This window comes from Acidithiobacillus ferriphilus, assembly GCF_028215975.1.
Classification (GTDB): Bacteria; Pseudomonadota; Gammaproteobacteria; order Acidithiobacillales; family Acidithiobacillaceae; genus Acidithiobacillus; species Acidithiobacillus ferriphilus.
This window is the reverse complement of sequence record NZ_CP116458.1, coordinates 1,036,073-1,059,930: the sequence shown is the minus strand read 5'-3', so window position 1 is coordinate 1,059,930 and position 23,858 is coordinate 1,036,073. Positions and strand designations below refer to the sequence as shown.

At 51.1% G+C, this 23,858-nt stretch carries 25 protein-coding genes, 3 tRNA genes and 2 pseudogenes; 10 read left to right on the top strand and 20 right to left on the bottom strand.

The window, feature by feature from the left end; all coding sequences use genetic code 11:
• Window positions 1–31: 31 nt before the first annotated feature.
• From PJU76_RS05245 to PJU76_RS05220, 6 genes are all read right to left on the bottom strand, one after another.
• Window positions 32–631 carry a beta-class carbonic anhydrase gene (locus PJU76_RS05245; RefSeq protein WP_271780774.1) on the bottom strand — a complete coding sequence of 200 codons (600 nt, stop codon included), beginning with the start codon at window positions 629–631 and terminating at the stop codon, window positions 32–34.
• A gap of 428 nt (window positions 632–1,059) precedes the next feature.
• Window positions 1,060–1,133: transfer RNA gene (locus PJU76_RS05240), tRNA-Cys, on the bottom strand.
• A 40-nt stretch (window positions 1,134–1,173) separates the two neighbouring features.
• Window positions 1,174–1,248, bottom strand: a tRNA-Gly gene (locus tag PJU76_RS05235).
• A gap of 22 nt (window positions 1,249–1,270) precedes the next feature.
• The gene (gene pgsA / locus PJU76_RS05230; protein ID WP_271780773.1) at window positions 1,271–1,858 is read right to left on the bottom strand and encodes a CDP-diacylglycerol--glycerol-3-phosphate 3-phosphatidyltransferase; all 588 of its coding nucleotides are present in this window, start codon (window positions 1,856–1,858) and stop codon (window positions 1,271–1,273) included.
• Between the two features lie 2 nt (window positions 1,859–1,860).
• Window positions 1,861–3,732 (bottom strand): excinuclease ABC subunit UvrC, encoded by a 1,872-nt coding sequence (gene uvrC / locus PJU76_RS05225; RefSeq protein WP_271780772.1) that lies wholly within the window; start codon window positions 3,730–3,732, stop codon window positions 1,861–1,863.
• A 33-nt stretch (window positions 3,733–3,765) separates the two neighbouring features.
• Window positions 3,766–4,068, bottom strand: coding sequence for a gamma-butyrobetaine hydroxylase-like domain-containing protein (locus tag PJU76_RS05220; RefSeq protein WP_064218833.1), 303 nt, complete (start codon window positions 4,066–4,068; stop codon window positions 3,766–3,768).
• A gap of 89 nt (window positions 4,069–4,157) precedes the next feature.
• Here PJU76_RS05220 and efp point away from each other — a divergent pair, with 89 nt between their 5' ends.
• Window positions 4,158–4,718: an elongation factor P gene (gene efp, locus PJU76_RS05215; protein WP_271780771.1), complete on the top strand. Its 561-nt coding sequence runs from the start codon at window positions 4,158–4,160 to the stop codon at window positions 4,716–4,718.
• A 51-nt stretch (window positions 4,719–4,769) separates the two neighbouring features.
• On the opposite strand, the gene PJU76_RS05210 is transcribed toward efp, so the two are convergent.
• The 6 genes from PJU76_RS05210 to uvrB all read right to left on the bottom strand — a co-directional run bounded on the left by PJU76_RS05210 (window position 4,770) and on the right by uvrB (window position 12,349).
• Window positions 4,770–5,135: a septum formation initiator family protein gene (locus PJU76_RS05210; protein WP_271780770.1), complete on the bottom strand. Its 366-nt coding sequence runs from the start codon at window positions 5,133–5,135 to the stop codon at window positions 4,770–4,772.
• 54 nt (window positions 5,136–5,189) lie between these two features.
• Window positions 5,190–6,470 carry a phosphopyruvate hydratase gene (eno, locus tag PJU76_RS05205; RefSeq protein WP_271780769.1) on the bottom strand — a complete coding sequence of 427 codons (1,281 nt, stop codon included), beginning with the start codon at window positions 6,468–6,470 and terminating at the stop codon, window positions 5,190–5,192.
• Window positions 6,467–7,312 carry a 3-deoxy-8-phosphooctulonate synthase gene (gene kdsA / locus PJU76_RS05200; protein WP_271780768.1) on the bottom strand — a complete coding sequence of 282 codons (846 nt, stop codon included), beginning with the start codon at window positions 7,310–7,312 and terminating at the stop codon, window positions 6,467–6,469. Before kdsA ends, eno begins: the two co-directional genes overlap by 4 nt.
• The gene (locus PJU76_RS05195) at window positions 7,309–8,946 is read right to left on the bottom strand and encodes a CTP synthase (RefSeq protein WP_064218838.1); all 1,638 of its coding nucleotides are present in this window, start codon (window positions 8,944–8,946) and stop codon (window positions 7,309–7,311) included. Before PJU76_RS05195 ends, kdsA begins: the two co-directional genes overlap by 4 nt.
• 220 nt (window positions 8,947–9,166) lie before the next feature.
• The gene (locus tag PJU76_RS05190; protein WP_271780767.1) at window positions 9,167–10,216 is read right to left on the bottom strand and encodes an NAD(P)-dependent alcohol dehydrogenase; all 1,050 of its coding nucleotides are present in this window, start codon (window positions 10,214–10,216) and stop codon (window positions 9,167–9,169) included.
• Window positions 10,217–10,321: 105 nt separating this feature from the next.
• Window positions 10,322–12,349: an excinuclease ABC subunit UvrB gene (gene uvrB / locus PJU76_RS05185; RefSeq protein WP_271780766.1), complete on the bottom strand. Its 2,028-nt coding sequence runs from the start codon at window positions 12,347–12,349 to the stop codon at window positions 10,322–10,324.
• Between the two features lie 152 nt (window positions 12,350–12,501).
• On the opposite strand from uvrB, the gene PJU76_RS05180 reads away from it, so the two are divergent.
• Window positions 12,502–12,578, top strand: a tRNA-Arg gene (locus PJU76_RS05180).
• A 430-nt stretch (window positions 12,579–13,008) separates the two neighbouring features.
• Here PJU76_RS05180 and PJU76_RS05175 read toward each other — a convergent pair.
• The gene (locus PJU76_RS05175; RefSeq protein ID WP_271780765.1) at window positions 13,009–14,478 is read right to left on the bottom strand and encodes a DNA/RNA helicase domain-containing protein; all 1,470 of its coding nucleotides are present in this window, start codon (window positions 14,476–14,478) and stop codon (window positions 13,009–13,011) included.
• A 410-nt stretch (window positions 14,479–14,888) separates the two neighbouring features.
• Here PJU76_RS05175 and PJU76_RS13710 point away from each other — a divergent pair.
• Window positions 14,889–15,037, top strand: a pseudogene (locus PJU76_RS13710) (transposase); the annotation flags it as partial.
• On the opposite strand, the gene PJU76_RS05170 reads toward PJU76_RS13710, so the two are convergent.
• Window positions 15,037–16,290: a DNA adenine methylase gene (locus PJU76_RS05170; RefSeq protein ID WP_271780764.1), complete on the bottom strand. Its 1,254-nt coding sequence runs from the start codon at window positions 16,288–16,290 to the stop codon at window positions 15,037–15,039. The pseudogene PJU76_RS13710 and the gene PJU76_RS05170 sit on opposite strands and share 1 nt — an antisense overlap.
• Entirely contained in the window at window positions 16,280–17,290 is a 1,011-nt protein-coding gene (locus tag PJU76_RS05165) for a ParB N-terminal domain-containing protein (protein ID WP_271780763.1), read from the bottom strand. Before PJU76_RS05165 ends, PJU76_RS05170 begins: the two co-directional genes overlap by 11 nt.
• A 132-nt stretch (window positions 17,291–17,422) precedes the next feature.
• Between PJU76_RS05165 and PJU76_RS05160 the strand changes: the two genes are divergently transcribed.
• Complete coding sequence (locus PJU76_RS05160; RefSeq protein WP_271780762.1) at window positions 17,423–18,517, top strand: site-specific integrase; 1,095 nt, start codon at window positions 17,423–17,425, stop codon at window positions 18,515–18,517.
• 30 nt (window positions 18,518–18,547) lie between these two features.
• On the opposite strand, the gene PJU76_RS05155 is transcribed toward PJU76_RS05160, so the two are convergent.
• The 3 genes and pseudogenes from PJU76_RS05155 to PJU76_RS05145 form a co-directional block, all read right to left on the bottom strand.
• Complete coding sequence (locus PJU76_RS05155; RefSeq protein WP_271780761.1) at window positions 18,548–19,360, bottom strand: ribonuclease H-like domain-containing protein; 813 nt, start codon at window positions 19,358–19,360, stop codon at window positions 18,548–18,550.
• 175 nt (window positions 19,361–19,535) lie between these two features.
• Window positions 19,536–19,742, bottom strand: a complete 207-nt coding sequence (locus PJU76_RS05150; RefSeq protein ID WP_271780760.1) for a hypothetical protein — start codon at window positions 19,740–19,742, stop codon at window positions 19,536–19,538.
• Window positions 19,743–19,797: 55 nt separating this feature from the next.
• Window positions 19,798–20,682: pseudogene (locus PJU76_RS05145) on the bottom strand (type IV secretory system conjugative DNA transfer family protein); the annotation flags it as partial.
• A gap of 178 nt (window positions 20,683–20,860) precedes the next feature.
• On the opposite strand from PJU76_RS05145, the gene PJU76_RS13705 reads away from it, so the two are divergent.
• Both PJU76_RS13705 and PJU76_RS05140 read left to right on the top strand, forming a co-directional pair.
• Window positions 20,861–21,088 (top strand): type IIL restriction-modification enzyme MmeI, encoded by a 228-nt coding sequence (locus PJU76_RS13705; protein WP_408629749.1) that lies wholly within the window; start codon window positions 20,861–20,863, stop codon window positions 21,086–21,088.
• A gap of 51 nt (window positions 21,089–21,139) precedes the next feature.
• Entirely contained in the window at window positions 21,140–21,442 is a 303-nt protein-coding gene (locus tag PJU76_RS05140; protein ID WP_271780759.1) for a hypothetical protein, read from the top strand.
• A 129-nt stretch (window positions 21,443–21,571) separates the two neighbouring features.
• Here the strand turns inward: PJU76_RS05140 and PJU76_RS05135 are convergent, their stop codons facing one another.
• Both PJU76_RS05135 and PJU76_RS05130 read right to left on the bottom strand, forming a co-directional pair.
• Window positions 21,572–21,841, bottom strand: a complete 270-nt coding sequence (locus PJU76_RS05135; RefSeq protein ID WP_271780758.1) for a BrnA antitoxin family protein — start codon at window positions 21,839–21,841, stop codon at window positions 21,572–21,574.
• Complete coding sequence (locus PJU76_RS05130) at window positions 21,801–22,076, bottom strand: BrnT family toxin (protein ID WP_271780757.1); 276 nt, start codon at window positions 22,074–22,076, stop codon at window positions 21,801–21,803. The genes PJU76_RS05135 and PJU76_RS05130 overlap by 41 nt, the downstream gene beginning before the upstream one ends.
• A 359-nt stretch (window positions 22,077–22,435) precedes the next feature.
• On the opposite strand from PJU76_RS05130, the gene PJU76_RS05125 reads away from it, so the two are divergent.
• The 4 genes from PJU76_RS05125 (at window position 22,436) to PJU76_RS05110 (ending at window position 23,654) form a co-directional block, all read left to right on the top strand.
• Window positions 22,436–22,696 (top strand): prevent-host-death protein, encoded by a 261-nt coding sequence (locus tag PJU76_RS05125; RefSeq protein ID WP_271780756.1) that lies wholly within the window; start codon window positions 22,436–22,438, stop codon window positions 22,694–22,696.
• Complete coding sequence (locus PJU76_RS05120; protein WP_334212477.1) at window positions 22,581–23,198, top strand: PIN domain-containing protein; 618 nt, start codon at window positions 22,581–22,583, stop codon at window positions 23,196–23,198. The genes PJU76_RS05125 and PJU76_RS05120 overlap by 116 nt, the downstream gene beginning before the upstream one ends.
• Before the next feature lie 95 nt (window positions 23,199–23,293).
• Window positions 23,294–23,452 carry a hypothetical protein gene (locus PJU76_RS05115; RefSeq protein WP_271780755.1) on the top strand — a complete coding sequence of 53 codons (159 nt, stop codon included), beginning with the start codon at window positions 23,294–23,296 and terminating at the stop codon, window positions 23,450–23,452.
• Window positions 23,445–23,654, top strand: a complete 210-nt coding sequence (locus PJU76_RS05110; protein WP_215860274.1) for a type II toxin-antitoxin system HicB family antitoxin — start codon at window positions 23,445–23,447, stop codon at window positions 23,652–23,654. The genes PJU76_RS05115 and PJU76_RS05110 overlap by 8 nt, the downstream gene beginning before the upstream one ends.
• Window positions 23,655–23,858 lie beyond the last annotated feature (204 nt).

Genomic DNA, 23,858 nt, shown 5'->3' with positions numbered 1-23,858 from the left:
CACCACCTAATGACTCATGACTCATAATGCTCTATTTTGCACCCATCGCCTTGTCTGTATTAACTTTTTCTCCTATTCTAAAATGTGGGGGACGCAGATGCCCGGTTTCGACCTCCCAAATCCATCCACTAATTGTCACATGCTTTGGTATAAGAGGATGCTTACGCATATATTCCACCTGCCTCGCGCAGGTTTCATCTACATCTTGGTACATCTTCACCCATTTGCCAAACATTCCAGCCTTTAGCGTCAATTCCGGCAAGTCTGGGTCGAGCTGAATATTATCCAAATCTATCCCCTTATCCTTCAATGACTTTACGATAGTATCTGTTTGTGCCGACATCATGCCACATTCGGTATGATTAATAATGACAATCTCTTCCGTGCCAAAGAAGTTGCAGGTAAGCATTGCCGAACGGATGGCGTCATCAGTAATTAATCCGCCGGCATTGCGAAAGACGTGAGCATCTCCCCTATCGCCACGAATTCCGAGCGCATCATCAACAGGTAACCGCTCGTCCATGCAGGCACACACCCACAACCGACGGTTGTTCGGGATACCCATCTGACGGCGGAGAGCCCAACGTTTGTGACCCTCAAAGTCGCTTTCGAGTTGCTGCTTTAGTGACATGATAATACTCCTTCTTCTAAAGATGAACCTCTGTGACAGTTAGGTGGCGCAAAACGATATGAGCATATTGCGTGCCCGGTTTTATACGCATAGAAACAACTGGTTGTCACTCATGGTTTGGAATTATGTGAACCCGTGGTTCACATGTGATGCTATATAACGCTTTAATTATCATTAAAAACATACTAGTGCTTGAGTGAACTTGGTATTCTTCATAAACGTCCCCGTGCTTCAGTCAGCATAGCTGCGACATACAGCGCAGGAGAGAACACACCGCCCGCCCCGCCGGAATCCAGCGTAATGGAAAAGTCATGGTCTTCAGCAAAAGCAGGAGAGGAATTTTTGATTCAGCGTTCGCAGGGCAAGCTTGCTCAGGAAGCAATCAAGCTTCGCAGGGTGCCCACCGCGCCAATCGTTTTAACGATATTTGGAGGCTGGGCCCGGAATCGAACCGAGGTACGCGGCTTTGCAGGCCGCTGCATGACCACTCTGCCACCCAGCCTTAAAAGAAAGGGGAAAGACTGAATGCTTTCCCCCGATTGTGGAGCGGGAAACGAGGCTCGAACTCGCGACCCCAACCTTGGCAAGGTTGTGCTCTACCACTGAGCTATTCCCGCATGGGCGAAGAGACTACCGGGATCACCTATCCTTGTCAAGACGGACGCCGCTGGCCATCAGGCTGGGCCAGGCGGCACGTAAGTAACCTACCATACTCCAGAGTGTCATCGCCGCCGCCACGATCAGGAGGAGAATGCCCAGCTTGCGTCCCGACAGGCCAAACAAAGGTCGTTCGTAGACCAGGAGCAGAATCGAAATCATCTGCGTAGCCGCCTTCGCCTTGCCCAGCCAGGAGACAGCCACCTTCTTGCGCTCCCCCAATTCTGCCATCCACTCACGCAGCGCTGACACGGTGATTTCCCGGCCAATAATCACACTAATCAGAATACCCGCCAGTATCTTTGGTATCTCTCCTGAAGACGCGATGAGCACCAGTGCAGTGATCACCATGATTTTATCGGCAACAGGGTCCAGAAAGGTACCAAAGGGGGACACTCCATGATAGCGTCGGGCCAGATAACCATCGGCCCAATCCGTAATCGCCGCTACCGCAAAAATGGCGGTGGCGGCGAAAGTGCGCACATCGCCCCCCCAGTAAAAGAGCGCCACAAAAATAGGCACCAGCAAGATGCGCAGAACCGTCAGGAAATTGGGCAGCCGTTTTATCACAATCAGGCACGTCCTACGTGGAAGAAATCATATATCCGCTGCGCGAGCTCCAGATGGATACCTTCTACGCGCTGCAAATCCTCTATACCGGCGTCACGAATCCCCCGTAAACCACCAAATGCGCGCAACAGCGCGACTCGCCGTTTCGGTCCGATCCCGGCGATGCCATCCAAATCAGACTCCTGTCGTGCCTTGCCGCGCCGCGCCCGATGACCGGTAATGGCAAAACGATGCGCTTCGTCGCGTATCTCCTGAATCACCAGTAATACCGGGTCATCATCGTCAAGTTGTCGCGCGGCGGCCCATCCGGGAATATGCAGCATCTCCAACCCCGGACGCCGCGTCGTCCCTTTCGCTACCCCACACAACTGAATACACTCTATCTCCAATGCGTCCAAAGCCACTTGCGCCCGGGCTACTTGACCGGGACCGCCGTCAATAAAAACGATCTCTGGCAAGGCCAAGCCTTCTTTTTGCAGGCGCGCGTAGCGGCGATACACAGCCTGCTCTATAGCCGCGTAATCGTCCCCACCCTGGATGTCACGGATATTGAAGCGGCGATACGCATTCTTCAGCGCCCCATCTTCACCGAAAACCACACAAGATGCCACCGCCGCTTCACCCCGCGTATGGCTAATGTCAAAGCACTCTACACGCTGCGGCACCTCTGCGAGATCAAAAAGCTCCTGCAACAGGAGCATACGCCGCCGTCCGGCAGTGGCGCTCTGCGCGCGTTGGCGCAACGCCCCCACGGCGTTGGTGAACGCCAATGCCATCCAGCGTCGGCGCGGACCGCGCTGCGGCTGATCAATCATGACCCGGTGTCCGGCTTCGCTGCTCAGAGCCTCCGCGAGTGAAGTCAGCGAACGCGGCAGCACATTGACCAGTAGATTCCCCGGCACCTCTTTATTACTGTAGAACTGCATGAGGAAGGCCGCGAGCACATCTGGCGCACGCACTTCTTCCGTATGGCGTGGGAAAATTGCGCGTCCGCCCAGTTGTCGTCCATTGCGGATAAAACTGACATACACCACCCACTGCCCATTCTCTTGGGCGGCCGCCAGCACATCAAAATCACCCCCTCCTGCCTGCGCCACATACTGACGCTCCTGAATTTTGGACAAAGCGGCGATCTGGTCACGCCGCCGCGCGGCTTCCTCAAAATCGAACTGCTCCGCCGCAGCCTGCATGCACGCGCTCAGTCGGCGAATTGCTTCGTCACTCTTGCCCTCCAGAAAGCGAATCGTGTCCGCCACATCCCGCGCGTAGTCCCCTCCGCTGATATGCCCGACACAGGGACCACTGCACCGGCGAATCTGGTATTGCAAGCAAGCCCGGCTGCGGTGATGAAAGGTATGATCCTCGCAGGTCCGCAAGCGGAAGGCTTTCTGTAACAGCACCATACTCTCACGCAGTGCGGTAACGGCCGGATACGGACCGAAGTAGTGCCCTTTGCCCTTCTGGGCACCCCGGTGCAGACTCATGCGCGGCGTGTCGTGACTGGTTTCTATGAACAGGTAGGGGTAACTCTTATCATCCCGCAGCAGGATATTGTACGGCGGGTGGTGGCGCTTAATGAGATTCGCTTCCAGCACCAGCGCTTCGGTTTCAGTGTGGGTCACCACCACTACGACGCGTTTTACCCGCGCCAGCATCGCCAGTGTTTTTGAGCTGTGACGCTGCTTTTGAAAATAAGAGCTGACGCGACGTTTGAGATTGCGGGCCTTGCCCACGTAGAGCAGACCGCCACCTGGGCCAACCATCTGGTAAATACCGGGCTGACTGCTTAATGTGCGCAGAAAGTCGCCAAGAACGAAAGACGTTTCTGCCGTCTCCATATCTCCCTGAGTATTTTCTATGGATTCAATATCCATCAGATTTCAGAAATTTTGAACAACCCATAGCGCTCATTCACTATCCAACATACGCAGATACTCCCACGTGAAAATGCCGGTGCTATGACCATCACTGAAATGCAGCTGCACCGCGTAGTTGCCCACCGGTGCCACCTCCACAATGCTCACGTCCTCTTTACCAGTAATCACCCGCGCCTGATCGGGTGTGTGCCCCTTACACTCCGCGCAGGGACACTCCACCCGCAGGTGTTCAAAGGTCAGACGGCTGGTGTGACCGTCGGCCCAATCTACTTCCATGACGCGGCTGATCATGAGGGGACGAATCTCCAGGGGCTGGGTACGGGGCTCAGACATGATTACCTCTCAGGGACCGGGCTGGTCAGAAATAAGCCTCTAGGGTACAATTCACGCCCTCTAAAGGGAATGCCCAGAAGGACCACAGTATGAAGATTTCCGCCTTTGATATCCGCCCCGGCAATATTCTGGAGCATGAAAAAGGACTTTGGCGTGTACTTAAAACCGATTTCGTGAAGCCCGGCAAAGGTGGTGCCTTCGTGCAGATCGAGATGAAGAATATTGAGACGGGCACCAAGTCCAATACCCGCTTCCGCTCTGGAGAAAGTATAGAGAAGGCCGTCGTCGAGCCGCGTACCATGCAGTATCTATATACAGATGCCACCGGCTATGTTTTTATGGACAACGAGAACTTTGAGCAGCTCATTCTCAGCGCGGATCTGCTCGAAGGACAAACCGGCTATCTCTTGCCCAATACCGAAATCCAGATCAACCTGCATAACGACAGACCCATTGGCGTTGAATTGCCGCCTGTGGTTGTTTTAGAGGTGAGTGAAGCCGATCCCGCCATTAAGGGACAAACCGCTACCGGCTCCTACAAGGCCGCACGTATGGAAACCGGCATTACGGTTATGGTCCCGCAGTTTGTGAATAAAGGTGAAAAAATCCGGGTGAACACGGTAGACGGCAGTTACATCGACCGCGCCTGACAGATCGTAAACGGACGGATTGCCGGACCTGCGAGACGCCCGGCACGAAACTCAGGACACCTGGGTAGTTGTATTCACGCTGTTGGGAGTGGCTTTGGCCGGGATCACCCAGACAAACACCTCTCCCTTACTGACCATCCCCAAATGACGTCGGGCCAGTTCTTCAACAGCATGGCTCCCCGTTTGCAGGCTCGTCACCTGCGCAGTTAAAAGATCATTGCGATCTTTTAACTGCTTTAAAATGACCTGCTTGTTTTCCAGTTTCTGGTGCAGTTCCACAACATTCCACCAGCTTCCGGAAGCAAACCAAAGTGGATATTGCAGGGCGCACAACACGGCTAGAAGCATAAAGTCCGCAAGGCGCATCTCTGCCTTAGCAATACCTATGCTATCTTTTACGTGCGCCCAATAGCCCATGCCGAAAAATCCCCGAAAATTTAATGGACCAGAAAATAGCTCATAAAATTCCTTTTAATCCAGATTATAAAAAGTTGCAAGTCCAGGATAACGGGCCGCGTCGCCCAAGTCTTCCTCTATACGCAACAAACGGTTGTATTTTGCAACCCGATCCGTACGCGACAAAGAACCTGTTTTAATCTGACCGCAACCTGTAGCCACTGCGATATCGGCCAACGTGGTGTCTTCGGTTTCTCCGGAGCGGTGCGAGACGATGGCTGTATAACTATGGATTTTTGCCATTTCAATGGCCGCCAGGGTCTCGGATAAGGTACCAATCTGGTTGAGTTTAATGAGGATGCTATTAGCGACACCACGCTCAATACCTTCGCGCAAAATGGTCGTATTCGTCACAAAAATATCATCGCCCACCAACTGCAAACGATCACCGAGACGATCAGTCAGCATGATCCAGCCTTCCCAGTCGTTTTGATCCATGCCATCTTCAATGCTGATCAACGGATAACGATCGGCCAGTGTCGCCAGGTAGTCTACGAATTGCGCGCTATCGAGTTCGCGCTTTTCACTGGCCAGATGATAACGCCCATCCCGATAAAATTCACTGGACGCCACGTCCATGCCCAGCCAGATATCTTTGCCCGGCTGATAACCCGCCTTGCCGATGGCATCCATGAGCAATTCCAGCGCAGCCTCGTTGGAAGGCAGATTCGGGGCGAAACCGCCCTCGTCGCCGACGGTCGTTGCCAATCCGCGCGATTGCAGTACGGCTTTGAGGCTGTGGAACACTTCCACCCCCATCTGCAGCGCCTCTGAGAAGGACTCCGCACCCGCCGGGATCAGCATAAATTCCTGCATGTCCACGTCATTATCGGCATGGGCACCACCGTTGATGACGTTCATCATCGGTACCGGCAATTGCAGAGGACCAAGGCCGCCAATATAGCGATACAAGGGTTGGCTGGCGGCGTGGGCGGCGGCATGGGCAGTCGCCAATGAAACGCTCAGGATCGCGTTGGCGCCGAGACGTGCCTTATTTTCGGTGCCATCCAGGGCGCAGAGGGCGGCGTCAATATGCTCCTGCTCTTCGGCTTCCATGCCGAGGAGTAGATCCTGGATCTCACCGTTGACGTGCTCCACGGCTTTGCGCACCCCCTTGCCACCGTAGCGCTGGCCCCCGTCACGCAATTCTACGGCCTCGCGCTCACCGGTAGAGGCGCCACTGGGAACAATAGCACGACCCATAGCACCATTTTCCAGATGGACTTCGGCCTCCACCGTGGGGTTACCACGCGAATCGAGAACTTCACGGGCTTGTATGCGGACGATGGTGTTCATGCTAACTCCTCAGGATGGTTTTCAGGAAAATCTTGGTCTTTCACGAGATGATCAATCCGCTGGAGGACACGCAACAGGCTCTCCATACGTCCCAGCGGCCAGGCGTTGGGGCCATCGGACAAGGCCTGCGCCGGATCAGGATGCGTTTCCATAAAAAGCCCTGACACACCTGCCGCCACGGCGGCGCGCGCCAGCACCGGGATAAATTCACGTTGGCCCCCGGATCGATCGCCCTGACCACCCGGGAGTTGCACCGAATGGGTTGCATCAAAAACCACAGGGCATCCGGTCTGGCGCATCACTGCGAGGGAACGCATATCCGACACGAGGTTGTTATAGCCGAAGGAGGCACCGCGCTCACAGACCATAATCTGGTCATTGCCGGTGGCTTTGGCCTTGTTGGCGACGTGCAGCATATCCCAGGGCGCGAGGAACTGGCCTTTCTTGATATTGACTGGCTTACCGGCAGCAGCGACGGCCTGAATGAAATCGGTCTGCCGACAGAGGAAGGCCGGGGTTTGCAGCACGTCGGCCACTTCCGCCACGGCCGCCACGTCTTCTTTTTCATGGATATCTGTAATGATCGGCACACCCGCTTCCCGGCGGACCTTTTCGAGAATGCGCAGTCCTTCGTCCCTACCGGGTCCGCGGAAACTCTGTCCCGAAGAGCGGTTCGCCTTGTCGTAGGAACTTTTATAAATAAAGGGGATACCGAGGCGTGCACAGATATCGCGCAGATCTTCCGCCGTGCGCAACGCCAGGGATTCACTCTCGATCGCACAAGGTCCGGCAATCAGAAAGAAAGGGTGCTGCAGACCTGCCTCGAAGCCACAAAGTTTCACGCTGCAGCCTCCCGTTCCCGCTGTGCTATGGCGGCGCGCATAAAGGCATCAAACAATGGATGTCCCTCACGCGGGTTACTGGTGAACTCCGGGTGAAACTGGCAGCCCAGAAACCAGGGGTGGCCCGGCAACTCCACCACTTCCACCAACTCGGTATCCGCAGAGAAACCCGTGTAACGCAACCCCGCCGTGGCCAACGAATCGCGGTAACGGTTGTTGAACTCGAAGCGATGGCGATGTCGCTCGTAAATCCGCTCCTGCCCATAAGCTTGTGTCGCCAGACTGCCGGGTTCCAGTCGGCACTCTTGCTCACCCAGCCGCATAGTGCCGCCCAGATTACCGCCCTCCTCCCGATACGCCTTATGACCTTCGGGATCGGACCACTCGGTCATCAGCGTAATGACCGGCGCCGGAGTCTGGGGGTCCAGCTCTGTACTGTTGGCATCCCTCAGCCCGGCGCAATGCCGGGCGAACTCAACGACCGCCAACTGCATGCCGAGGCAAATACCGAGATAAGGCACCTTCTGCTCCCGTGCGTAGCGAATGGAGGTGATTTTGCCTTCAGTGCCACGTCCGCCGAAACCGCCGGGCACCAGAATAGCGTCTGCTTCCGCGAGCATCTCCGTCCCCCGCATCTCAATATCTTCCGCATCCACATAAAGGAAGCGCACACTCCGTCGCGCCCGTAAGCCCGCGTGAAGCAACGCTTCGGCCAATGACTTGTAAGACTCGGTAAGTCCCACATATTTGCCCACGAGGGCAATCACCACCTCACCTTCCGGATGTTCCAGGGCATCTATAATGCCATTCCATACCGAAAGATCGGGGGCTGGCACCTGCAGGCCGAGAACCTGCACCACCAAATCATCCAGACCCTGCGCATGGAAAAGCAATGGAATACGATAGATGCTATCGGTGTCGATGGCGGAAATGACCGCCCTTTCTGGCAGATTAGAAAAGAGCCCGATTTTAGCCCGGTGATCGGCAGGTATAGGCCTGTCGGCACGGCAGAGCAACACATCCGGCTGAATACCGATGGCACGCAGTTCGCGCACCGAGTGCTGAGTCGGCTTGGTTTTCATCTCTCCGGCAGATGCCAGGTAGGGTACCAGCGTCAAATGCATGAAGAGGGTGTCACCATGTTCCTCCTCCACCGCCATCTGCCGGATCGCCTCCAGAAAGGGCTGCGATTCAATGTCACCGACGGTACCACCGATTTCCACCAGCGCCACATCGGCATTCGCCGCACCCAGCCGGATGCGCCGTTTGATCTCATCGGTGACATGCGGGATGACTTGCACCGTACGTCCCAGATAGTCGCCGCGCCGCTCTTTTTCAATAACGGTCTGATAAACCAGGCCCGTGGTGAAATTATTGCGCTTGTCCATCCGCGTCGAGAGGAATCGCTCGTAATGGCCCAGATCCAGATCCGTTTCCGCACCGTCGGCCGTGACGAAAACCTCACCGTGCTGAAAGGGGCTCATGGTGCCTGGGTCGACATTGATGTAGGGGTCTAACTTGAGCATGGTGACCTTCAACCCACGCGCCTCCAGCAGTGCACCAAGAGCTGCACCAGCAGCACCCTTGCCCAGAGAAGAAACCACCCCACCTGTTACGAAAATGTATTTGCTCATAGGACTCGCAGTGCGCGCATTTAACCTGCGCATGGTAGCCAATTCGGACGCGAGGCACAACGCAAACCGCCCTTCTGCGACAGCACGCGGGTAGCTCCTGCTGCCTTGACATTTTTCACCTTGAAACAAAAAACACGCCGGATTGTCGTTTATCACTTCAGCCCGGCGTGCTCTTCACTCTTCTGGCAATCTGGGCCGATCATCTCCGGCCCTGGGGGGATTATTTCAGCGTCGCCATGTCAATCACAAAGCGGTACTTCACATCGCTCTTCAGGATTCTTTCGTAGGCGGTATTGATGTAGTCCATGGGGATCATCTCGATATCCGACCCAATCCCATGCTGCGCGCAGAAATCCAGCATCTCCTGCGTTTCCCGAATGCCACCAATAAGGGACCCCGCAAGTTGCCGGCGCTTAAAAATCAGGTTGAAGACTTCCGGTGACGGATGGGGCTCTGCCGGCGCACCCACCAGCGTCATCGTACCATCCCGCTTGAGCAGGTTCAGGAAGGCGTCCAGATTATGGGACGCCGCCACGGTATTGAGGATAAAATCGAAGCTGTTGGCATGGCTGGCCATTTGCGCGTCATCTTTGGAGATACAGACCTCATCCGCCCCCAGCCGCTTACCATCCTCCACTTTGCCGGGGGAGGTGGTGAACAGCACCACATGGGCACCCATGGCGTGCGCCAACTTGACGCCCATATGACCAAGGCCGCCCAGACCCACAATGCCGACCTTTTTACCCGGTCCGACACCCCAGTGGCGCAGGGGTGAATAAGTGGTGATACCGGCGCAGAGCAGCGGTGCCACACTCGCCAGATCTTTTTCATCATGCTGAATCTTCAGCACAAAGGATTCTTTGACCACCACACTCTGGGAATAGCCTCCGTAGGTATTTTCGCCGCCGAATACCGGGCCATTGTAGGTTCCGGTGAATCCATTATCGCAGTACTGCTCCTCACCCTCGTCACAGGACGGGCAGTGCCCGCAACTATCCACCATGCAACCGACACCGGCGAAATCACCGACTTTAAAATTTTTGACATCCTTACCAACGGCAACGACGCGACCCACAATTTCGTGACCGGGAACGGAGGGATACAGCGTGTTTTTCCATTCATTCCGAGCGGTGTGCAAATCGGAATGGCAGACACCGCAAAAGAGTATATTTATCTGAACATCATCAGGACCCGGCTCACGACGCAGGACTTCGTAGGGCGCCAACGGACTGCTGGCGGTCTGAGCAGCATAGGCTTTAGCCTTAATCATCATGTTCTCCTGTCATTGCATACCGTCCGGTTGGTTTACAGGATAGGCAATGCCCTACGCGACGTCAAGGCTGCAAGGCGTGCTATTGTCCTTATGAGTCGCACTTCAGTCCTCTTCCAGAGATACCGGCAGATCGGTGCCCAGCAGACGGGTCTCCAGTTTTTTGATATCGTCCCGCAGCGTCGCCGCCTGTTCAAACTCCAGGTTGCGGGCATGACGGTACATGGCCTCCTCCAGCTCCTTGATTTTCCTGGCAACCGCTTTGGGGTCATTGAGCACGCGATAATCCGCGTTTTTTTCCGCGGCGCGCGCGGCGGGTTGCGCATTGCGCCGATAGACCCCTTCAATCATGTCCGACACCGGCTTGATGATGCCGCGCGGGGTGATGCCATGCGCCGCATTGAACTGCAACTGCTTCTCCCGGCGGCGGTCGGTTTCAGCCATGGCCCGGGCCATGGACTTGGTGATGCTGTCCGCGTAGAGAATGGCCCGTCCGTGCAGGTTGCGCGCGGCGCGCCCGATGGTCTGAATCAGCGACCGCTCCGAGCGCAGGAAGCCCTCCTTATCCGCATCCAGAATGGCGATCAACGCCACCTCCGGCATATCCAGGCCTTCCCGCAGCAGGTTAATCCCGATCAGCACGTCGAACACCCCGGCGCGCAGATCGCGAATGATCTCCACCCGCTCCACCGTCTCGATATCAGAATGCAGGTAACGGCATTTGATACCCAGTTCATGGAGATAATCGGTCAGATCTTCGGCCATCCGCTTGGTCAGCGTCGTCACCAGAATGCGCCAACCGGTACACACAACCATGTTGATTTCACTTATCAGATCATCGACCTGGCCTTTCGCCGGGCGGACGTCCACAGCCGGATCGACCAAACCAGTGGGCCGTACCACCTGCTCCACCACCTGTCCAGAGTGCTCCAGTTCGTAGGGACCAGGCGTTGCGGAAATAAACACGGTCTGCGGCATCAGCGACTCGAATTCAGGGAACGTCAGGGGCCGGTTGTCCAGCGCCGAGGGCAGACGAAAACCATATTCCACCAGGGTTTCCTTGCGCGAACGGTCGCCCTTGTACATTCCCCCGAACTGCGGGACGGTCACATGGGATTCATCCATAAACAGCAGGGCATCCTTGGGGAGGTAGTCCATCAGGGTTGGCGGCGCCTGGCCGGGCACCCGTCCCGAGAGGTAGCGGGAGTAATTTTCGATCCCCGAGCAATACCCCAGCTCGGCCATCATCTCCAGATCGAAGCGGGTGCGCTGCTCCAGCCGTTGCGCCTCGACCAGCTTGTTGGCGCGGCGCAGGTCGTCCAGACGCGAGCGAAGCTCATCTTTAATAGCGTCCAGCGCCGCGAGAATGGTCTCGCGCGGGGTGACGTAGTGGCTTTTGGGATAGATGGTGTAACGCGGCAAACGGGTGATCGTCTTGCCGGTCAGAGGATCAAAGAGCGAGATACGCTCCAGTTCGTCGCCAAAAAGCTCAATCCGAACGGCTTCGTCCTCACTTTCTGCGGGCCATATATCGATGACATCGCCATTGACGCGAAAGGTGCCGCGCTTCATTTCCAAAGGATTGCGGCTGTATTGCATCTCCGCCAGACGCTTGAGGATAGCGCGCTGATCCATGGTGGCGGACTCGCGCAGATGCAAAATCATACCATGGTAGGAGGCCGGATCACCCAAACCGTAGATAGCGGAAACGGTGGCCACGATGATGACGTCCGGCCGTTCCAGCAGGGCCTTGGTGGCTGAGAGGCGCATCTGCTCGATGTGGTCATTGATGGCGGCGTCTTTTTCGATGAAGGTGTCGGAGGACGGAACGTAGGCCTCGGGCTGGTAGTAATCGTAATAACTGACGAAATACTCCACGGCATTGTGGGGAAAAAACGCGCGCATCTCCGCGTAGATCTGCGCCGCCAGGGTCTTGTTGGGCGCCATGATGATGGCGGGCCGATGAGTGCTTGCGATGACGTTGGCCATGGTAAAGGTCTTGCCCGAACCGGTCACCCCCAACAGGGTCTGGAAAAATTCGCCGGAGGCAAGGCCGTTCACCAACAGCCGTATGGCCTCCGGCTGGTCGCCCTGTGGTGGGAAACTGCTCTCCAGGGTAAAGCGCTTATCCATGCTCTGCTCCGATCGGCCTATACCACCAACCATACACGCTGGCAGCCGTCAGCGAAAAGGGGCACGCACCGGCACCGGCACCGGCACCGGCTTCCCTGACCGCCACCGCTCCTCTACAATGACGCGGACGATTTATTGTCGGATTATCCCTTGCGCCTGTAGCTCAACCGGATAGAGCAACGGCCTTCTAAGCCGTAGGTTACAGGTTCGATTCCTGTCAGGCGCACCAAATAAAACAAAGGCTTAGGTTATTCTCCTGAACCTTTTTTCAAAAATGTACCACCAAAATACACCAGTGCCACACTCACAGGCTATTCCTTCGTGTTATCAGGGAGTTGAAATTTTCAGCGGCTTGTTTAGTACTTTCGGAAAGCATATCTCGTTGGCAATTCGTCTTTGGCCTCTACGCCAGTATTGCCTACAAACGACGTGGGGCCGTATTATCCGGTATAATGAACGGCAGTAGCAGACTGATTGCAGACATTCACCAACGGAAAGCAAATGACACCATCCGACCCACTCCGGCCAGTCATATAACACTAACACTCCGTCGGCTATGGACCCATCAGCGGCCGTTCAACGCCTTGGCTTTCGACGCACCGGAGCGCCACCGTAGGTGCGTCCGGCAACAGCCACTTGTTAGTTACCTATCACAGAATTCAACTCATTACAGACAAACATCTATTCAGAACTTGTTGGTTCCCAATTATTATAAGCTTCAGTTTTTTCCTAGTTCTAGTTATATTTTGGAGCAACATTTTTACCGAATCATAATAAGTTTTTGAATTGTAGGTTAACAATCCTTTGGCGTTATAAGAAAAATACTGATCGATAACAACCGCGACATTATCAAACTCCTGCCCGATCACTCGATGTGATGTCTTGCTGGATAGCTGTGAGTATGACTCATGATGCTCTGTCTCGTATTGAGAAGGCGTCAATCTAAGAACCTCCCATCCATTATTACTTATAAGTGAAATATAATCTTTAACATCTGAGGTGTCAGTGAAATAGTCGAAATCAACATTCCCACAATCCGAAAAAGATATGTCATTTCTTTGATTGTTGAATAGGAGTTTGATGAAGCCAGCAATTTCTTTATTTGTTCTGATTTTTTCAGACAACTTAAACTTCAACACGAATTCTAAAGCGTCAACTTTTCCCTCAATATTCGTTCGCGATTCTGCGGACGACAAAGTTTGTTGCTTGTCATACGAAAATATACAATTCGCATTGCTTGTTTTAGCGTCACCGACCAATCTATCAAACTGACTAGAATATATTCTTTGCGCCTCATCAACGACAACTAAATCTATATTAGTTAAATCATAGTTTCTGAAATCTTTTATTGAAACTATATTCCATCCAATTTTTATCAGTCGATGGTGACCATCATTTAGCTGCCCACAATGTACAATAATTGTACGTTTTGATTTTTTTACAGACTTAACAATATCATATGTCAACAGTGTTTTACCGGTACCTGCTCCCCCAGTAATTGAAATGAAAGCAGTTGCACTATCGTCTATTATACCCAACACTTTATCTCTAATATCCTCTTGCTGGCTTGTAAGAAAATACTGACCATTGACAAATTTGTCCGTGGAATTAAAAGGGGAAACTAAGTAGTCAGAAGGGTTAAACAAATTATCTGGGCTGTCTAACTCAATTAAATTCTGATTTGTTAATAATTCAATCAAAAATTTGAGATCAACTGCCTCAGGATCGCCTGCAGAATTTAGTTTGTATAAGGTTTTTGTTTGAGCTATGAAGCACAAATTATGGACAACTTTATTTATATGGCTAAGATAATAATTATTTCTTGTTAACTGTTTCTTGATCTTAGTCTTTGTACTTGTATTTTTAATCTCTATATTCAGGATGTAGTTGCTGCCAAATCTTAGAAAATCAAATTCTTTGCTAATATGCTGTATTTTATACCCGACATAAAACTCGTTGAATATGCTTACAAACCGAAGCCGCGTCGACATCTCCTCTATCAGAACCTTCAGGTCGACAACTTCGTTATTTTTGATATCTACGCCATAATGCTCTATAAAACTATCGTATTCATTAGTCGGAAGCGAACCATGTGCTTGCACAAGAGATATTAAGTTAATTTTTTTCATAAATTTAGGCGTCCTTATTTAGACCTTGCGCAACCATCCATCAGATCTTTTCAAATGGGTCAACGGAATTAGATAGCGCAACTAACGTTGAAGCTGTGCGGCGCAAACGAAACGCAGTGTAGTTTGCACCCGAACGAGTGTCTTGTAACGACTCTTTTCTTCTGCAATCCTGCCGTCCAACGGTTTGAGAATGAACGGCTGGATGTGGCCGATAGTAGCTCTTCCCATGCCGCCTGTGAAGGACCGCTCTCGCTGCGTACCTATCATTGGGGCGATCACACAGCGGCAAAACGGTGACGGCGTCTTTGGTAGAATAGTCCGGTGTCAGACGGTGAAGGAGGCTTGGGAATAATTGCACGCAGGACAGCTATCCCCAGAATGATCTTTTGGCCGCTGAGCGGCATGCGGAGATGGCGGCCACCATGCGTGACCCGCTGCAAGAGATTGCTGCTATCACTGAGGTCATGGTACGAGTCCTGGTGGTCAAGCACCTCTTCATGGCCTGTCTGACGAACAGACCGAATTCCAGCTCTTGGACCGACGCAGTTTTCAACGATTCTAAGGCTTGATCCACAGCATCTCTTCTCTTTTGCTTGCTAAAGTGTCTATTTCTACAGAGAGGGTTTGCCATCCCTCTCTTTCCAATTGTATATATGCTTGCGAATTGTAACCGCTGAGGATTGCTGAACCTTTGATCCTCAGCAGTAAATCTACTAAGCGATGATGATCCTCATTAGTGAGTTCTCCGGCATAGTCACCCTTGCCTGTTCGTCTAGTATCCATGACGTATGGCGGATCGATGTAAAAGAACACGTCTTTTTCATCTGCATATTCCTCGATGACGGCAAGTCCATCACCCTGTTCTATAATAACGTTCTCCAATCTCCGTCCTGCACGGTTCAAGGTGTCCAACCACTTTTTCATGATGTGCGGCGTGACTTTTTTTGTAGCATTCTCATCATATTCAAAATGATCCAGATATCCCAGCGAGCGCATACCGTAGCTGATTTTGGCACAGATGTAGTACGCTCTCGCCAAGGTTATGTCATCTGCGGAGCCGATGTTAATACCTTTTGTAACTCTTTTTTCTCCACTGCCATTTACTGTTTTCGTCTTTTTAGCCAGCTTACCGAGAAGTGGCAGATGTAGTTCTCTTGTCTTGGGAATCATTAGATAGTGTGAGAGTTGATCCAGTAGAATCTGACGCGATGCAGGCTGAGACAGGACGGTATAAAAAGTTATGAGGTAACCGTCAAAGTCATTAATAATTTCTACAGGCGATGGCTGCTGGGCTAGTGTCATGGTGGCAGAACCGCAAAATGGTTCTATCCAGAGCTTATGCTGTGGTATGATAACTTTCTTTTCCTTTATAAGTTTAGTTAACCATAGTTTATTACCCATATATGTTATGGGTGGATGGTACTCTGTATTGAAACACACCTGTCTGTATCTATTAGAATCCAGCGCAGATTCAATGTATCCGTACCCATGCGTCACATAGTCAGATGGACTGGCACTCAAGCCATAAAAACCACTGACAGTGGTCTGAAGATTGCTGATTATTTCTCTATGCTCCAGCGGACTGACATTGCCAAGTTTTTGCAATGCTAACAGGTCAAAAAGCATATGGTACTCGAACGTAGATTGGTCTAGATTATTGGCGGATAATATGCCAATAAAAAGCTCTTTCTGGTCATCCGGCAGGTAAGATACAAGCTGGTCAAAAGTGAGGTCATGGGTGGCATCCGCAGGATCATGGATGTCATCTTCATCAATATGTCCAGCTTTTGTGTTGAATGTTTTATTTTTCATCGAGCCATTTCACTATATCATAATTATTTACATACTGTTCTTCTTTGTTGACCAACTTTGCCGTAGCTTGCTTGGTTATCTGTATGGTCACCTTTATATCGTCTGGCGCTATGTTATGTTTTTTAATAGCCTCATCTATCTTGGCTACAGAGTTAATGAAGGTATCCATTGTGACAGTGGCTTCTCTATAGAACACCGGTGGCGCAGGAGGATCTTTGCTATCATTATTTTTTGTATACACAGAAGATGAATCTGCTCTTGTATATGTAGTTTTGCCATCTCCTGACAACACCGTACTATCTACAACTTTCTTCGCGTCTTCCAACTGTGAATCAATAATGCTTTTAGGTACTGATTGTCCTTCTAAACTTTTAAGTGTGGTGAGCAGTGTATTTCTGGTTATTGGATTCTGCATATAAGGGCTATCACTAGCCATAGCAGTCTGTATGCGTTTTAGCGTAGTGATTGCGGTTTCAGGATACTTTCTCAGTAAATCCTCATACTCCGGTGTAATAGAAAACAAAGCGTGAGTGATGCGTGTGCGCGGAATATGGAATTTAGTGAATATGCTATTCTCAGTCTCACCATTGCTTATTAAGTGATTTATCCATGCCGCCAACTCTGGCAGGGAGTAGTCTTCTCTAGCCATGTTGCCTATAAAGGCTCTATGCAGCGCGTCTTCCTGCTCGATCACCACGGCTGGTATCTTTGTGGATATCTTCAGCTTTTTAAATATGGCAAAGCGTAGCAGTCCTTCTGCCAACTCATATGAGGTGCCTTTGCCTTTTTTGCTATAGACTTTGATGGGTTCATAGAGACCGTAGTCTTTTATAGCCTTGTAAAGTATAGACAGGTTGGAGTCCAGGTCTTCTATGTTATTGGAATTTTCTATCGTAGACAGGGTTTGAGCGCGTGCTTGTTGTAAAATTGGAGGAATGCTAATACTGTTTATAGTTAAGTGGATGACTTCGATGGTCTTGCTTGGATTTGCGTTGAGCATGCCTTATGTCCATGAAGTGGCGGTTGGCTGTCCAATCTTGTAGCACAGCGCTGCCATTTGTGTCAATTTTCGTTTGTCATCAGTCTCTTGGAGAGTTACTATCTAGTCAGAGTTCACCTTCTGGAGGTTGAGATGGGTACCATCCGCAAGCGCACCACTACTGCCGGAAACGTGCGTTATGAGGTTCTCATACGGAAAACAGGCTTACCTCAAGTTTCAAAAATGCTGAAAACGAAGAAAGAGGCGGAATCTTGGAAAGCTGAAACCGAGACTGCCATCAATAAAGGCACGTATGACTTTGGTGACAAGATAAAGAAAGAGTCGTCAGACACGGACGTTGTGAATACATCCATGACCCTTGAATCCTTGTTTACTGTATATTTTAAAAAGTTTGCAAGTGGTCTAAAAGATGGTGGACGGAGAGATCGGCAACGGATCAAGCCTATAGTTGAGTATATGGGGTCCGTTAAGCTTATAGATTTAGGTAGAGACAAGATCACAGAATATGTGCTTAAAAGACTTAATTCGACAGGATTCAGGCGCAAGACTAAAATATCAGGTGAAACCATTAAGCATGAAGTTAATTTGATTAAGAGAGTCATCAACGTTGCCATAGATTTATATAACTTGAAATTGCCATACGGCAATCCTGCCGTTCTTCCACGGACTAGCGCCATCACTAAAAAACTTAAAGGAGTGAGCCGAGAAAGAATTTTAAGCGTAGATGAAGAAGTCAGGCTATTAGCTGAGTGCGGCGCGTCACGCAATAGTGAGATTCTCAATATAGTGCTATTGGCCATCGAGACGGCGATGCGCAAAAATGAAATACTCACGATGGCATGGGATCGGGTTGATCTAGACAGAGGAGTCATTGCCATACCTAGCGACATTGCAAAAACTGGCACTGGCAGATTGGCACCACTGACTCAGTCGGCTGTCCAGATTCTTACAAAGATGAAGGACGCAGGCAGTGGCAGTGGACTGGTGTTTAAGTCTAAGTATGACGCCGTTCAGCGCTGTTTCACACGTGCCTGCCAGCGTGCAGACATCAAAGACTTCAGGTTCCACGACCTACGGCATACCGCAATAACAAGAACACATGACCGGACTGGGATGCAGATGCTACACTTAATGCAGTTTTCCGGCCATAAGAGCACACAGATGGTCAAGCGATACTATACTGACAATGTCGATGATGTTGTGAGTGAACTTAATAAGACGCGGTAGGTTATTTAGCGTTCTGATGGTGTAAACACCTTAGAAGTGTCCATGTTCGCTCATATAGTCTGCAATTTGCCCTTCTGTCAAGTTTCTTTCCAGCATATCATAAGGTAGTTGAGCGCCAAGGTACATCAGCAGCCCGAGAACCTCCTCGCATCGCTCATCAAAAGATAAGGATATTCCTTCCGCGCCAAACATTGCCAAAAACGTTTCTCCGGTTTGTTCCAAAAGAAGATCATCCAGGCATTTTATTTTGTCGGCTTCACTGTATTTGTGCCCATTGATAAGACCTTCCTCCACATACGATAATTTTTCTTTTTGTTTGAAATATTGCATATAATCATGAATCTCTTTAATCTTTTTTGGCGAATCCGGTTTTATTACATAACCCGCGCACATTTCCTCATATTTGTCATTATTATATTCTCTATGTCTTTTATATATCATCTCACCAGATAAAAACTTTGCCATTAATCGGTACGTCTGCCAAACATCCGAACGGCACGCCTCTGTTAATTTTTCTGTGCTCATATCCTTCATTTTGCGCCCATCAGTATGCTTTCTTTCGCCTAAATTAGCCCTAGATAAATCATCAAGTTTGTATCTTTTGCCTTCTTTATTATGGATTAAATCTAATAAATCATAATGGTTTTTTTTCTTTGAAAGAGGATCATGTTTATTTCTTCCGAGATTCTTCAGTACAACATTTATATCAAAACTTTTACCATTGAAACTCAATATATTGCGTTTCAATAACTTTTTATAAAGCAAATGAAAATCATCAGGCAGATATGTTTCGTACTTGTCGGACAGGCTGTCGTAACAGACACAAACTCGCGGTTGTGGCATGTGTTCAAATGTGTCTATGCCACTATTCTGTGCATCTGAAAACTTTTTAGTAAAGGCTCTGTTTCTATATCAAATACCACCACGTCGTTTAAGATATTTTTTTCCATCGATTTGTAGCACCTATTGGTAGAACGTAGCGGCAATTGATGGAAGTCACATCACTCCACAAGATACTTCAGACTTGATGCTCATCTTCGTTCTCGTCTTCATAGTCCGCGTTGCCTGCATCTGCCACAACAGGTTCCATTGGTGTCTGTTTCTGCACAGGTTTAGCGTCTATACCCTTACCCGTCAAGGACATATCGTACAAGCTGGCCACTGCATCCGCAATCGATAGACCCGGCACCACTCCTGCCAGTTCATGCACTGCGTTTTTCTCCACCACATCTCCAATGGCATCACCCTCTCCCGTATCTGCTGGCTGTAGCTGTTCAAGTTTAACATCCGGCGCGATGATCTGCTGCTGCGCTACTCCCTGTGGCCGGTCCTCTACCGGTTGCTTTCCGAAAGCAGCGGCGGGTGGCTCCCACCTGCGGTGGTACGGCACCCCAGTCCGGTCGCTTGTAGCCTGCCTGTGTCCATGCAGCGGGTACTATCATCGGGTGATACTTCGTCAGCTTTGGAAACCTCCAACACAGTATAGCGGCATGTTCTCCCTGCATGATGAGTGCGGTCGGCCCCACATTCTCCTTCACATTTAGCCGTCGACCGAAATCCGAAGGCATCATGACGTGTTCTTTCACGGGTTGAAAACCACCAGACTGGCTTGGCGATCCTCCGGAGGTGGAGGACATGGGTGATGATATCTGGCGCTGGTATCTCTCCACTTCCCGTTCTCCCAGTAGATCCGATGCCCATTTTTGATCCTGTGGTGCCGTGAGTCTGGCGATGATCTTCGTTGCCGTCTGTCCGGCCCAGATGGTCGATGTATGTCGGTCATATTCACGTTCAATCTGACTGATGCTCTGCGTTCCCAATATCACCCGCATGCCTTTACTCCGCAGGGTCTCTAGCGCCTCCGTGATCGATGGCACCTTCCCGCACTGCGGCACCTCGTCCAGTATCATCCAGATCCGACGCTCGGAAGGATCGCAGTCCGGCATCTCCGATACCTGACGCACGACCTGCTCGATGATCGATGCCACCCATGACCGGTTCAGCGATTTGTTGCTCGGACGATAACCCATGATCGCCACGTTTGAAGTCTTGCCGCTCAGCCATCCTTTGACGCTCCACGGCTTATTTTTGCCGTTGCATACCTCACCTGTGCCGATGTTAATGACTGCTGAGAGTTTGGCCGCCATCTCAGCGAGAAAACTGGCGGTGGTCTTCGAGTCCTTGCCTCAGCAAATAAATTGCAGATGTTGAAGCAGTACACTCATCTAAGGGCGGAGGATCTGGCGAAGAGGATGGAGTGAACAACGATCAGTTAAAGCACATAGCCAGCACATTGAACGCCATTGCTTTTGCCGAGTTCGCGGCCTTTGGGTATGCTGGTTCATGGCAGACCTTTATGACCCGCTAACGACGCCACAGATTCTAGCCAAAGCACATCATGCCCTAGATCGTGCTGTAGATCTCGCGTATGGTCGGAGATCGTTCGTTGGCGATGCAGATCGTGTTAGTCTTTTGTTCGGGATCTACCAGCAAGCTACCTCCGCCCTGTTTTCTCCTGAGAAGACAAAGAAGCCCGGGAAGCTGCACAAAGACAATGAAAAATTTAATTAATGATATACAGTTAAAAATTATATACTGTAAACCATAAAGAGGAGTAAGAACATGATGAATTGGAAAAACAAGAAAGTTTCCATAAGATCAGGCAAGAAAATTGAAATAACCTGTAAAGACATAATTCACAAGGTTGCGATGAGCAACTATTTGCCAACAGCAACAGGGCAAGTTGAATCAAAGAATCCTGGTGAATTAACTTTGTTATTGGAAAAGCTAGGAGAAGACTTATTATCTGTAAATAATGGGGTATTGAGTTTTGATAATAACGGGAAATTAAAAATTTTTGAGATAATCGGAATATTACATACATCTGAAAAATCAATTACATTCTCAGTTGCCCCGCCAGAGTAAGCAAGGCGCGACAAAAGAAAAACGAAGGTTTTCTGAACACTTCGTTTCTGGACACATTCGGGGCTGTTCCCGGCCCTGAATCTGTCCATCAACCCGTCCACCTTTCTGTGCCCGATAAACCCCACTGCATCACGCCTTGCGCTGGATATACTCGCGCAGCACGGCGTCCATGCGGGATTGCCACCCTTCTCCGGTCTGCCGGAAGTAGGTGACTACCTCCGGGCTGTAACGCACCGAGAGCAGCACCTTGCGACTGGCCAGCTTCGGGCGCCCCCTGCCGCGCCGGATCAGTTGGTCCCCCTGATATAACTCCGCTTCCCGAAAAAACTGCGCGTCCAGCTCGGGGGCGTCGTCCGGATCAACCCAGGTGCTGGGCATATTGGGCTTGTTCTCGCTCATTGGCTTTCCTCATGCTGATGATGTGCCGATCATTGATATTACGAGGCGTCCATACCATGACCACCATCCGTTCCCGCAACATGCCTGCCGTGATGAGGCGGACTTCTCCGTAGTCCTTGCGGTCGTCCTCGCGGGTAAAGTGCTTTCCCGCAAACACCAGCGGCGCGTCCTCAAAATCCAGTCCGCGCTCTTCGAGAGTCTTTTGGCGCTTGGAGGGATCGTAGGTGATCTTCATTTATTTATTATAGCTACATATATTTAAAACGCCAGTGGCGACTGCTCTCAAAACCGGCCGTTTTCGAGATGTTTCAAGCGATGATCATTGCCGCACAGTAAATCAATGGGTTGCAATTCTCGAAAACCATTTTCAGTAGGCAGCCACGGTTTCCAATCATGGTGACGAGTTTGGAGAACACGATGGTCAAGCCGCCGGACGACAGCTTCCGCTGCATCACCGACCACTCGCCAGGCAACTGCCAGCCCAGTCCGTCCGTTGTGAGGCTCGGCATGGAAAGTGATTAGGTACGCAGTGGCTTGATTGGGCCCGTCTTGTGTAATATATTGCGTACACAATGTGGCTGAAAGGAGGCGATTATGAGCCTACGTGTAGGAGTGCGAGAATTGCGCGACAAATTAGCTGAATATCTGGAAGCCTCAATGCCCATTGAGGTTACCCGACATGGGCAGACCATCGGCTTTTACATCCCTGTCCCCAAAAAACCCAGCCAGTCAGAGAGGGATGCTTTGCTCGAAGCGGGGCGGCGAATGCGTGAAGAAATGGAACGCTTGGGTATCACAGAGGACCAACTGGTTGCAGGGTTCAAGAAATGGCGCAAAAAAGATCATGCCGCGTAGGAGGTTGGTTGTAGACGCCAATATCCTGATTCGTGCTGTCTTGGGGCGGCGAGTGCGGCAGCTCATCGCCGATGCATGTGACAGGGTCAGTTTCTATGTGGCCGAAGCGAATTATGACGAAGCCACGCACTACTTGGCAGAATTGGCCCCCGCCCGGGAGATAATGGTGGCCGTACAGTTGATTGGCCAGGAAACATTGTCGCCTGTAGAAAACGCCGCAAAAGCCAGAATTGCCCGGAGAGCCGAACGGGATTGGCCGGCGGTGGCAGCGTCCTTGCTGCTGGACTGTCCGATCTGGACGGAAGATCGAGATTTCTTTGGCGCAGGTGTGGCAACAAGGATGCGCTGCCTTCATTGGGTTCTGATCGGCGGCACTAGACTTAACTGGAAGCGGCCGTTTGATTGGGTTAGGCTTACAAAGCGAGAATCGCTTACTCCAGAAGGAGACCAAGCCATGAATCAAACGAATGAAGCGTTCAGGCTTGGTGTAATTCTTGGGTAAACACGATAAAGATCCAGACCGCCGTTCTCAGCGGTCGGAGCGATGCCAACATAGCTTTTGCTGACCTTTTGTCCTTGTTAGATGGGCTTGGATTTATGCTTCGCGTGAAGGGAGGCCATCATATCCTTACCAAAGAAGGGGTGGCCGAGATCATCAATCTCCAACCCATAGGACGCATGGCGAAGCCCTACCAAGTGAAGCAAGTGCGCGGCATACTCACCAAGTATCACCTGGGGATTAATAACGATGAGTAAGTATGAACTGGTCATTTATTGGAGTAATGAAGACAACGCTTTTATCGTGGAAGTTCCTGAGCTCCCTGGCTGCATGGCCGATGGCGCCACTTATCAAGAGGCGGTAGCCAATGCGGAACGGGTGATTGGTGAATGGGTCGAGACGGCAACAGATCTGGGGCGCTCCATACCAGAGCCACGCGGGCGGTTGCTCTATGCATGAAGCACTCTTTCAAAAGCGATGGATGGCGAAGAAATCATTGGCGTCGAGGTGGGTACCTGGCCGCTGACCTTCACCAGGCCCTGAATCACGGCATTCAACTGACTGTCGACCTGATCCAGCCGCCCCAGTGTGGCGACGGTACACTTTTTGACCTTCTGCCGCAGTCAAAGCCTGTTGGACAGCAACAGGCTGTAAGCGGACTTC

What these genes read in the sequence shown, in the direction of transcription:
- uvrC (WP_271780772.1), bottom strand. Translation starts at nt 3,732, where the DNA reads ATGGATATTGAATCCATAGAAAATACTCAGGGAGATATGGAGACGGCA.
- PJU76_RS05135 (WP_271780758.1), bottom strand. Translation starts at nt 21,841, where the DNA reads ATGAGCGAGAACAAGCCCAATATGCCCAGCACCTGGGTTGATCCGGAC.
- PJU76_RS05130 (WP_271780757.1), bottom strand. Translation starts at nt 22,076, where the DNA reads ATGAAGATCACCTACGATCCCTCCAAGCGCCAAAAGACTCTCGAAGAG.
- PJU76_RS05120 (WP_334212477.1), top strand. Translation starts at nt 22,581, where the DNA reads ATGCTTTGCTCGAAGCGGGGCGGCGAATGCGTGAAGAAATGGAACGCT.
- PJU76_RS05125 (WP_271780756.1), top strand. Translation starts at nt 22,436, where the DNA reads ATGAGCCTACGTGTAGGAGTGCGAGAATTGCGCGACAAATTAGCTGAA.
- PJU76_RS13705 (WP_408629749.1), top strand. Translation starts at nt 20,861, where the DNA reads ATGGCAGACCTTTATGACCCGCTAACGACGCCACAGATTCTAGCCAAA.
- PJU76_RS05170 (WP_271780764.1), bottom strand. Translation starts at nt 16,290, where the DNA reads ATGAAAAATAAAACATTCAACACAAAAGCTGGACATATTGATGAAGAT.
- PJU76_RS05190 (WP_271780767.1), bottom strand. Translation starts at nt 10,216, where the DNA reads ATGATTAAGGCTAAAGCCTATGCTGCTCAGACCGCCAGCAGTCCGTTG.
- efp (WP_271780771.1), top strand. Translation starts at nt 4,158, where the DNA reads ATGAAGATTTCCGCCTTTGATATCCGCCCCGGCAATATTCTGGAGCAT.
- PJU76_RS05165 (WP_271780763.1), bottom strand. Translation starts at nt 17,290, where the DNA reads ATGCTCAACGCAAATCCAAGCAAGACCATCGAAGTCATCCACTTAACT.
- PJU76_RS05160 (WP_271780762.1), top strand. Translation starts at nt 17,423, where the DNA reads ATGGGTACCATCCGCAAGCGCACCACTACTGCCGGAAACGTGCGTTAT.
- uvrB (WP_271780766.1), bottom strand. Translation starts at nt 12,349, where the DNA reads ATGGATAAGCGCTTTACCCTGGAGAGCAGTTTCCCACCACAGGGCGAC.
- PJU76_RS05195 (WP_064218838.1), bottom strand. Translation starts at nt 8,946, where the DNA reads ATGAGCAAATACATTTTCGTAACAGGTGGGGTGGTTTCTTCTCTGGGC.
- PJU76_RS05210 (WP_271780770.1), bottom strand. Translation starts at nt 5,135, where the DNA reads ATGGGCTATTGGGCGCACGTAAAAGATAGCATAGGTATTGCTAAGGCA.
- PJU76_RS05245 (WP_271780774.1), bottom strand. Translation starts at nt 631, where the DNA reads ATGTCACTAAAGCAGCAACTCGAAAGCGACTTTGAGGGTCACAAACGT.
- PJU76_RS05140 (WP_271780759.1), top strand. Translation starts at nt 21,140, where the DNA reads ATGATGAATTGGAAAAACAAGAAAGTTTCCATAAGATCAGGCAAGAAA.
- PJU76_RS05155 (WP_271780761.1), bottom strand. Translation starts at nt 19,360, where the DNA reads ATGCCACAACCGCGAGTTTGTGTCTGTTACGACAGCCTGTCCGACAAG.
- PJU76_RS05110 (WP_215860274.1), top strand. Translation starts at nt 23,445, where the DNA reads ATGAGTAAGTATGAACTGGTCATTTATTGGAGTAATGAAGACAACGCT.
- PJU76_RS05115 (WP_271780755.1), top strand. Translation starts at nt 23,294, where the DNA reads ATGCTTCGCGTGAAGGGAGGCCATCATATCCTTACCAAAGAAGGGGTG.
- eno (WP_271780769.1), bottom strand. Translation starts at nt 6,470, where the DNA reads ATGAACACCATCGTCCGCATACAAGCCCGTGAAGTTCTCGATTCGCGT.
- PJU76_RS05220 (WP_064218833.1), bottom strand. Translation starts at nt 4,068, where the DNA reads ATGTCTGAGCCCCGTACCCAGCCCCTGGAGATTCGTCCCCTCATGATC.
- PJU76_RS05175 (WP_271780765.1), bottom strand. Translation starts at nt 14,478, where the DNA reads ATGAAAAAAATTAACTTAATATCTCTTGTGCAAGCACATGGTTCGCTT.